General features: G+C 66.4%; 10 protein-coding genes. 6 read left to right on the forward strand and 4 right to left on the reverse strand.

The window, feature by feature from the left end:
- Positions 1-529, reverse strand: a 529-nt coding sequence (locus EOD07_RS15245; RefSeq protein ID WP_164772266.1) for an EamA family transporter, incomplete at its 3' end; no start/stop codon positions are given.
- 159 nt (positions 530-688) lie between these two features.
- Here EOD07_RS15245 and EOD07_RS15250 point away from each other — a divergent pair.
- From EOD07_RS15250 to sigJ, 3 genes are read left to right on the forward strand one after another with little or no spacing between them, the layout of a single operon-like run.
- The gene (locus EOD07_RS15250; RefSeq protein ID WP_127236059.1) at positions 689-1,066 is read left to right on the forward strand and encodes a hypothetical protein; all 378 of its coding nucleotides are present in this window, start codon (positions 689-691) and stop codon (positions 1,064-1,066) included.
- Positions 1,066-1,635, forward strand: a complete 570-nt coding sequence (locus tag EOD07_RS15255; protein WP_127236060.1) for a hypothetical protein — start codon at positions 1,066-1,068, stop codon at positions 1,633-1,635. The genes EOD07_RS15250 and EOD07_RS15255 overlap by 1 nt, the downstream gene beginning before the upstream one ends.
- Entirely contained in the window at positions 1,628-2,530 is a 903-nt protein-coding gene (sigJ, locus tag EOD07_RS15260; RefSeq protein ID WP_206519471.1) for an RNA polymerase sigma factor SigJ, read from the forward strand. The genes EOD07_RS15255 and sigJ overlap by 8 nt, the downstream gene beginning before the upstream one ends.
- A gap of 127 nt (positions 2,531-2,657) precedes the next feature.
- On the opposite strand, the gene EOD07_RS15265 is transcribed toward sigJ, so the two are convergent.
- A complete protein-coding gene (locus tag EOD07_RS15265; RefSeq protein WP_127236061.1) occupies positions 2,658-3,512 on the reverse strand; it encodes an ATP/GTP-binding protein in 855 nt (284 codons plus the stop codon).
- Between the two features lie 113 nt (positions 3,513-3,625).
- On the opposite strand from EOD07_RS15265, the gene EOD07_RS15270 reads away from it, so the two are divergent.
- Positions 3,626-4,411, forward strand: coding sequence for a helix-turn-helix transcriptional regulator (locus EOD07_RS15270; protein WP_127236062.1), 786 nt, complete (start codon positions 3,626-3,628; stop codon positions 4,409-4,411).
- Between the two features lie 43 nt (positions 4,412-4,454).
- On the opposite strand, the gene EOD07_RS15275 is transcribed toward EOD07_RS15270, so the two are convergent.
- On the reverse strand, positions 4,455-5,387 hold the full coding sequence (locus EOD07_RS15275) for a CHAD domain-containing protein (RefSeq protein ID WP_127236063.1): 933 nt from the start codon (positions 5,385-5,387) through the stop codon (positions 4,455-4,457).
- Entirely contained in the window at positions 5,384-5,857 is a 474-nt protein-coding gene (locus EOD07_RS15280) for a CYTH domain-containing protein (protein WP_041003539.1), read from the reverse strand. Before EOD07_RS15280 ends, EOD07_RS15275 begins: the two co-directional genes overlap by 4 nt.
- 92 nt (positions 5,858-5,949) lie before the next feature.
- On the opposite strand from EOD07_RS15280, the gene EOD07_RS15285 reads away from it, so the two are divergent.
- Both EOD07_RS15285 and EOD07_RS15290 read left to right on the forward strand, forming a co-directional pair.
- Positions 5,950-6,654, forward strand: coding sequence for a CerR family C-terminal domain-containing protein (locus EOD07_RS15285; RefSeq protein WP_127236064.1), 705 nt, complete (start codon positions 5,950-5,952; stop codon positions 6,652-6,654).
- Positions 6,651-7,533, forward strand: an 883-nt coding sequence (locus EOD07_RS15290) for an HlyD family efflux transporter periplasmic adaptor subunit (RefSeq protein WP_127236065.1), incomplete at its 3' end; no start/stop codon positions are given. The genes EOD07_RS15285 and EOD07_RS15290, both read left to right, overlap by 4 nt.

Here is a 7,533-nt window from a genome sequence, read left to right on the forward strand (position 1 = left end):
CATAGAACACTGTCGATACGAGCACCGCGGCCGTGCCGAGCAGGGCATCCTGCGAATGGCTTGCCGCCCCGAGCTGGCCGGCCAGGATGATCGCGACGCCCGCCATGCCGGCCAGCGACGCCCAGACCGCCTGCCGCCTTATGCGTTCGCCCAGCAGCAATGCGGCGAGGAAAAGCGCAAACAGCGGCGCGACGAAGCTCAACCCGATCGCCTCGGCGATCGGCAGCCTGGCCAGGCCCCAGAAGAACAAGACCAGGACGACGCCGACGATCGCGGCCCGCAGCGCATGCAGGCCCAGCACCGGAAGGGCGGGCTTCGAACGTGACCCCGCCGACCATGCCGCGCCCGCGACCAACGTGGCAACCACGCTGCGCCACAACAGCGTGTTGTAGACGCCGACCGCGATGGCGAGCGACTTCATGGCCGCGTCCATGCCGGACAAAAGAAAGATCGCCAGCGCGCATATGAGCACGGGGATCGTCGGCGAAACGGCGCCGGTCAGGCTGGATGTCTTCACGGCTTCGCTCATGTGACGGATACGAGCCGGATAGTGCGGCGCAAGCGGCGAAACCAGATGGCAGCGCCATCGATATGACGGTCCAATGCCGATCGGCGAGGCGAAAAAAATCCGTCGCCTGCTGTCACACTCCAGCCGGCTATCCCGTCATGACGGCAGGAGGTGACACTCATGCGCGTTCTTCTCGTGATCATCGGCATCTACCAGGCGGCCAATGGCGTCGTCATGCTGACGGTCCCCGAAATCTGGTATTCGGCCGTTCCCGGCGTCCCGGAAACCGGGCCGGCCAACATCCATTTCATCCGCGACATCGGCCTCGCCTTCCTGGCGGCCGGCGCCGCGCTGCTGATGGCGAGCCGGCGGCCGGATGACGGCCGGCTGATCGCGTCCGCCACGATCTTCCTTGGCGGACACGCCATCTATCACCTCGTCGGGATGGCGCATGGCACGACGCCCGCGGCGGCGGCGCGCGACATCATGTTGATCGTCGTGCCCGCGCTGCTGCCGCTTGCCGCCCTCCGGCCGGGCAACGCGGAAGCGAGGATATGATGTTCAAACGTCTTCTCAAGCGACAGCTGCGCAAGTTCCAGAGCCGCTATGGCTACGACACCCTCTACATGCGCGAGCTGGTCGACACCGACGAGTTCGGCGCCTTGAAGCTGGCATTGATCTCGCCCTTCACCGACGAACGTTTCTCGCTGCCGCCCGCTCCCTATTTCGCCGCCAAGATAACGGCCGCCCGCCGAGCCGATTGCGGCTCCTGCCTGAAGCTCGTCATCACCATGGCGAGGGAGGCAGGCGTCGAGCTCGAAGCGATCGAGGCCCTGCTCGACGGCGCGGCGGTCGCCTTGCCGGACGACATGGTGCTGGCCGAGCGCTATGCGCGCGCCGTCCTCGACAACGACCCCGAACTGCTCGACATTCTCGATGCCTGCGAGCAGCGCTGGGGCAAGGCGGGTATCGCCGGGCTCGCGGCCGCGGTGGTGTCGGGCCAGCTCTATCCGACGTTCAAGCGCGGGCTCGGCCACGGCAACAGCTGCATGCCGGTGCTGGCATGGCTGAAGGCCGAGGCGGCCAGGAATCGCCCGGACCGTCACACGGAGACGGAATTTGCCTGAGCATCAGCCCGATGGCGGCGAACGCCTGCAAGCCTATCTCGGCCAGCGCAAGCGGCTGGTCCGGCTCGCCTACCGCTATCTGGGCTCCGTCGGCGAGGCCGAGGACATCGTGCAGGATGCCTGGCTGCGTTTCTCCGGTGCCGACAGCGTCGAGGACGCGCCGCGTCTGTTGTCGCGCATCGTCACCAATCTCAGCCTCGACCGGCTGCGCTCGGCGCAGAAGCGGCGCGAGACCTATGTCGGGCCCTGGCTGCCGGAGCCGATCGTGGAACAGGCCGGCAGCGCCGATCCGGAAACCAGCGACGCGGCGCTGGACGTCTCGTTCAGCGTCATGCGGGCGCTGGAGCGCCTGTCGCCGCTGGAGCGCGCGGCGCTCTTCCTGCACGATCTGTACGAGGTGCCGTTCGAGGAGGTGGCCGAGACGCTGAAGCGATCTCCCGCCGCCTGCCGGCAGATGGCATCCAGGGCCCGCAGGATGCTGAGACAGGACAACCGGCGCTTTCCGGCACGCGAGACCGACATAGCCCGCTACGTCGCCGGCTTCGAAGAGGCCATGGCCAGCGGCGACATCGAGCCGCTGAAGCGGCTGCTGGCCGAGGACGTGGAATTCATAGCCGATGGCGGCGGCAAGGTGGCGGCGGCGCTCAACGTTCTGGTCGGCCGCGACCGCGTGGCGAAATTCCTCGTCGGCGCGGCGCGCAAGAATCCGGATCCTGACCATACCGTGATCCGGCTGGCAGGCATCAATGGCGGGCCGGGACTGGTGGTGTCGGTCGCCGGCGTCGTCGTCCAGACGTTCAGCTTCGCTCTCGACGCTGAGGGCAGCATCGCCGCGGTCTATACCGTGCGCAATCCGGACAAGCTGGCAGGGATCGGACGGGCGACGCCGGAGTGAGAGACTCACTTCGAAAATAGGTCATAACGCTGCCGCGTTGCAGAGATCCGAAACGCTGGCAGGACAGAGGGGGGTGTGAAGGAACGCGAGCTTCTTAATCCACAGTAGCGATCGTCTCGCGCGCCTATCAATCCAGCGACAGCGCCACGACCTCGCCTTCGCCCATCAGCGGCACGAAGATCTTTTCACCGTCCGTGCCTATATCGGCGCTGCCCGGCTTGAACTGCGCCACGGCCGTCGGCGCGCGGCCGGGCTTGTAGCTGTAGAGCGTGCCGGTCATGTAGGCGGTGGCGTAGATGGTGTCGCCCATGGCGATGACGCCGTCGAGGTCGGCGAAGTTTTGAGCGCCCGGCAGCGGCGTGACCTTCTTCGTGGCAAGGTCGACCGACAGCAGGCCGCCGGGCTCGGCGGTGCTGAAATCGGTCTTGTTGATGCCCTTGCCCCAGGAGGCGACGATCAGCCTGCCATCATCGGCGAAGACGCCGTTCGGCGAGGCGAGCAGCGGGTCCTTGACGAACGGCTCCGGCCTGTCGCCGTCGATGCGGTAGATCGTGTCGGCCAGCATGTCGCTGACATAGAGCTTGCCGGCACTGTCCTCAGTCATGTCGTTGAGGAACACGGCGCCGGGCACATCGATGGTCTCGACCAGTCTGCCGCTGGCAAGATCGACGACGCGCACCTTGGTGATGTCGGCGGCGTAGAGCCTATCTGCGGAAATCGCCATGCCCTTGGGCGCGTCCATGCCGTCCACCCAGTGGCGGGCGAGGACCTTGCCGTCCATCGACAGCAGCGACAGATAGCCATTGCCGTCCGCCGCGCCGGGATTGCCGACGATGTTCGAGACGACGATGCGGTTATGGGCGGCATCGACAAGCGCCGACTCCGGCTGCTCGAAGCCGGTGGCGCGCCAGAGCTCGCCGGCCTGCGCGGTGGACACGAATGCAATGGCGGCGAAGGCTGTCGAAGCGATGAGGTGGTTCATGGGTGCTCTCCCGTGACGACGGCGGAGAGCTAGGATTTCCGATACTTTCTTGGAAGTCGGAACAGGGCTAGTATCAGTCTTCGATACCAAATCGCACGAACGAGGCGCATTCCATGAACGGTCCGATCTTCGAGGCGCTGAAACGGACGCTGAAGGCCAAGGGCCTGACCTACCGGACGCTCGCCGAGCGCATGGGTGTTTCCGAGCCGACGGTGAAGCGCATCTTCCATGAGAAGAACTGCAAGCTCGACCGGCTGATGGAGATCTGCGTCGCGGCCGATGTCGAGCTGGAGAACGTGCTCGGCGCGATGAACCGCGGGCCGGGTCCGGCCAACCGCGTCGCGCCGGAGATCGAACGCAGGCTGGCGGCGCGGCCGGCGCTGCTCTTCGTCTTCATCATGCTGTCGGAAAAATTCACGGCCGAAGGCATCATGCGCTCGCAAGGCTTGAGCGAAGCCTCGATGTTCCTCTATCTGCGCGACCTCGAGGAGCTGGGCCTTGTGGCGCTGGGGCGCGGCCTGTCGGCAAGGCTGCTGGTCGACACGCCGATCCAGTGGGATTTCGAGGGGCCGCTGAAGCCGCATTTCGAGATGACCAACAAGAATTTTGTCGGCTGGGCGCTCGGCCATATGGAAGAGGGCGCGACCTTCATCAGCTTCTCCAGGCGGATGCGGCCGCAGACCGCGGAGATGCTGCGGCGCGAGGCCGACGACCTCGCCGAACGCGCCAGGCTGCTTGCGCATCACGACCAGCACACCACGCCCGAGGATCAGTTGGTCGGCTACAAATGGACCTTTGCCTTCGGCGCAACGCCGTTTCCGGCGATCATGCCGATCGGGCCGCACCCGCGCGATGCGGGGGCACGGCCGGCGAAGGAAAGACGGGCGCTGCCGGCGTAGCTTGGCGTCTCCTTCTCTCCAAGGGGAGAAGGTAAGGCTGGCGTCACGCCGCTTTCGCTTCTTCCTGGGGTCCGGCGAGATCGCCGCGCGCCTTGCGGGCGAGCCTCTTGGCCGAGCGCTTGGGGCTGTCGCCGAACAGCTCGGCGGCATCGGCAAGACAGGCCTTGGTCAGGCTCTTTTCGGAGCGCTTCAAGAGCTTGCGCAGAAGCTTCGTCTCGTCGTCGGGGCCGAGCGGCTCGCCTTCGGCGTCGAGCAAGGCGCGCATGACGAAGACGTCGTGCAATTCGCCGAGCTGCTCGCCGAGCTTGTCGACCGCCTTGCGGCGCGCCTTGATCGGCGTCGGCCACAAGCGGCCAAGCAAGGACAGGTGCATCGAGTGCGTCTTGGCCGCCTTGCGCAGATCGTGAAACTCGTCGGCCTCGCCGCGCGCATCCGCCTTGTCCAGCGCCTTCTTCGCGCGGCGCAAGGTGGCGCGGGCGCCTTCGGCCAGGACATCGGCCGCCTGTTCCGGCTGATCGGGCAGGGCCAGCCTGTCGGTGCGCTCCAGGCCTTCGTGGCATGCGGCGATGGCCGCGTTGATGGCGGCGTCGAGGCCGGGACCGGCATGGAGCTCATGCTGGCGCAGCACCAGCCGCTCGCGCACGGCGTCCAGACCGCCGCCCGCGGATTGTTCCGGAAAGGCGTCAGCCAGGCGGTCGACAGTCTCGATCAAGGCAGTCGCCTCGCGCGGCCCGGCAAGCAGCGCCGACACCTGCTTGTAGCATTCGTTCTCGGTCTGGCAGAAGGGTTCGTCCCCGGAACGAACCAGGCGCAGCAAGGCGCGCACGCTTTTCAGCCGCTTGCGGCATTTGTGCAGCCCCTGCTCCGGCTTCTCGCGAGCCGTCTCGAGATGGCCGATTGCCTTGCCGATCTCGTCGGCCAATATGCGCCTGACCTCGCCGGTCAGCGGCAGGCGCGGATCGATGCGGAAGCTCATGCGGCGATCTCCGGAATCCCCCCGAGGGCCAGCGACGCGTTGTAGAACCTCGACTCGCCGGTGACCTCGCGACCGAGCCAGTCGGGCAGCATTTCGTCAGATACGTCCTCCGGCGTCTCCAACTCCGCGATCACCAACCCCGCGAGCTTTCCGCCGAAAACATCGACTTCATAGAGATAGCCGCGGTGTCTAACATGGTGGCGTGTCTTCTCGATGACACGTCCGATGGCAAAGGCCATCAGTTCCTGGGCTTCGGCAAGCGGGATGGAATATTCGAATTCGTCGCGCTCGCGCGCCCTGTCGCCGAACTTCAGCGTCAGCTTGGCGGAACGCCCGTCGCTGATGCGCACACGCACCGTGCGGCCGGGCTGGGCGGCGACATAGAACTGGCGAATGCGGATCTCCGCCTCGACCTTGTCGCGCCATGCCGGACTGGAGACCAGGAACTTACGCTCGACTTCCTTGCCCATGGCCGCGCACTAAAGCCTGTGAGGGTCGAGAAGGCAAGCCGACTCAGAGGTCAAATTTGACTTTAATCAATCGATTGATTAAAGTTTCTGATATGAAAAGGCAACCGGATCCAAAAAGGCAACAGCGCGAAGCGACCACCGCCGAGCAGACGCGAATGGCGTTGGTGCACGCGGCGCTCAAACTGTTCGGACGGCAGGGTTTCGACGGTACCTCGACGCGCGAGGTCGCGGCGGAAGCCAAGGCCAATATCGGCTCGATCGCCTATCATTTCGGCGGCAAGGAGGGCCTGCGCGCCGCCGCCGCCGACTTTATCGTCGAAACCATCCAGGGCATCGCCGGCCAGGCGCTGGGCGCAAGCCAGGCGGTCGCCCCGGCAACCCCCGAAGCCGCACGGGCCCAGCTTTTCGCCGCCCTCGAGCGGATGGTGGGTTTCGTCGTGGCCAGCCCGCAGGCCGGCGAGATCGTACAATTCGTACTCCGCGAGCTCTCGCATCCGACTGCCGCGCTCGACCGCATCTATGCCGGCGTGTTCGAGCCGACACACCGGCGGCTGTGCCAGATCTGGGAGCAGGCGACCGGCGAGCCGGCCGAGAGCGAGGCGACCAAGCTCACCGTCTTCACCGTGATCGGCCAGGTCATCTATTTCCGCATCGGCCGCGAGGCGGTGATGCGCCGCATGGGCTGGCGCGAGATCGGCAATGAGGAGGCCGCCAAGGTGGTGGCGGCCACGACCGGCAATCTCAGGGCAATGCTGGCGTCACGCGATGCACGCGCCGGCAAGAAGGGCAAATCATGAGCTTTCTCTGTTCGCTGCCGCTCGCGGCCCAGCTGTTCGGCGCCTGCGCGCCGGCCGCGCCCTTGGCTGTCGGCTATGTCGAGGGCGAATATGTGCTGATGGCGCCGATCGAAGTGGCCCAGGTGGCGACGGTGACGGTCAGGCGGGGCGACCGCGTCGAGACCGGCACGGCGGTGGCGACGCTGGAAGACGCCGACGCCAGGATCGAGGTGGCGCAGGCCCAGGCCGCGCTGGCGCAGGCCCAGGCGCAGCTTGCCGACCTGCAGGTCGGCAAGCGTCCCGAGGAGATCGCCGTGCTCAAGGCCGAGGTCGACATGGCCAAAGCCCAGGCCGCCGACGCCAAGCGCAAATATGACCGCGCCAGCGACCTCTATAAGCGCGGCACCGGCACCCAGGCCGATTACGACACCGCCTCGGCCTCACTGGAAACCGCCAATGCTCAGGTCGGCCAGGCGGAGGCCAATCTCGCCGTCGGCAATCTGCCGGCGCGGCCCGAGACCATCAAGGCCGCCGACAACCAGGTCAAGCAGGCGCAGTCGAGCTTGCGGCAGGCCGAGTGGCGGCTGTCGAAGCGGGTGCTGACGGCACCGTCGCCCGGCCGCATCAACGACGTCATCCGCAATCCCGGCGACACCGCCGGACCGACCTCGCCGGTGATCTCGATGCTGCCGGACGGCGCCGTGAAGCTCAGCGTCTATGTGCCGGAAAGCGCGTTTTCGTCGGTCAAGGTCGGCACCGAGCTCAACGTCCATTGCGACGGCTGCGGGGCCGGGCTGAAGGCGCGCGTCAGCTATGTCTCGCCCGATCCGGAATTCACGCCGCCGGTGATCTACTCGCTCGAAAACCGGCAGAAGCTGGTCTATCTCGTCGAGGCCCGGC

The organism is Mesorhizobium sp. M2C.T.Ca.TU.002.02.1.1 (genome assembly GCF_003997225.1).

Coding starts and splice junctions, on each gene's coding strand:
- EOD07_RS15250 (WP_127236059.1), top strand. CDS start 689: ATGCGCGTTCTTCTCGTGATCATCGGCATCTACCAGGCGGCCAATGGC.
- EOD07_RS15255 (WP_127236060.1), top strand. CDS start 1,066: ATGTTCAAACGTCTTCTCAAGCGACAGCTGCGCAAGTTCCAGAGCCGC.
- EOD07_RS15265 (WP_127236061.1), bottom strand. CDS start 3,512: ATGAACCACCTCATCGCTTCGACAGCCTTCGCCGCCATTGCATTCGTG.
- EOD07_RS15270 (WP_127236062.1), top strand. CDS start 3,626: ATGAACGGTCCGATCTTCGAGGCGCTGAAACGGACGCTGAAGGCCAAG.
- EOD07_RS15275 (WP_127236063.1), bottom strand. CDS start 5,387: ATGAGCTTCCGCATCGATCCGCGCCTGCCGCTGACCGGCGAGGTCAGG.
- EOD07_RS15280 (WP_041003539.1), bottom strand. CDS start 5,857: ATGGGCAAGGAAGTCGAGCGTAAGTTCCTGGTCTCCAGTCCGGCATGG.
- EOD07_RS15285 (WP_127236064.1), top strand. CDS start 5,950: ATGAAAAGGCAACCGGATCCAAAAAGGCAACAGCGCGAAGCGACCACC.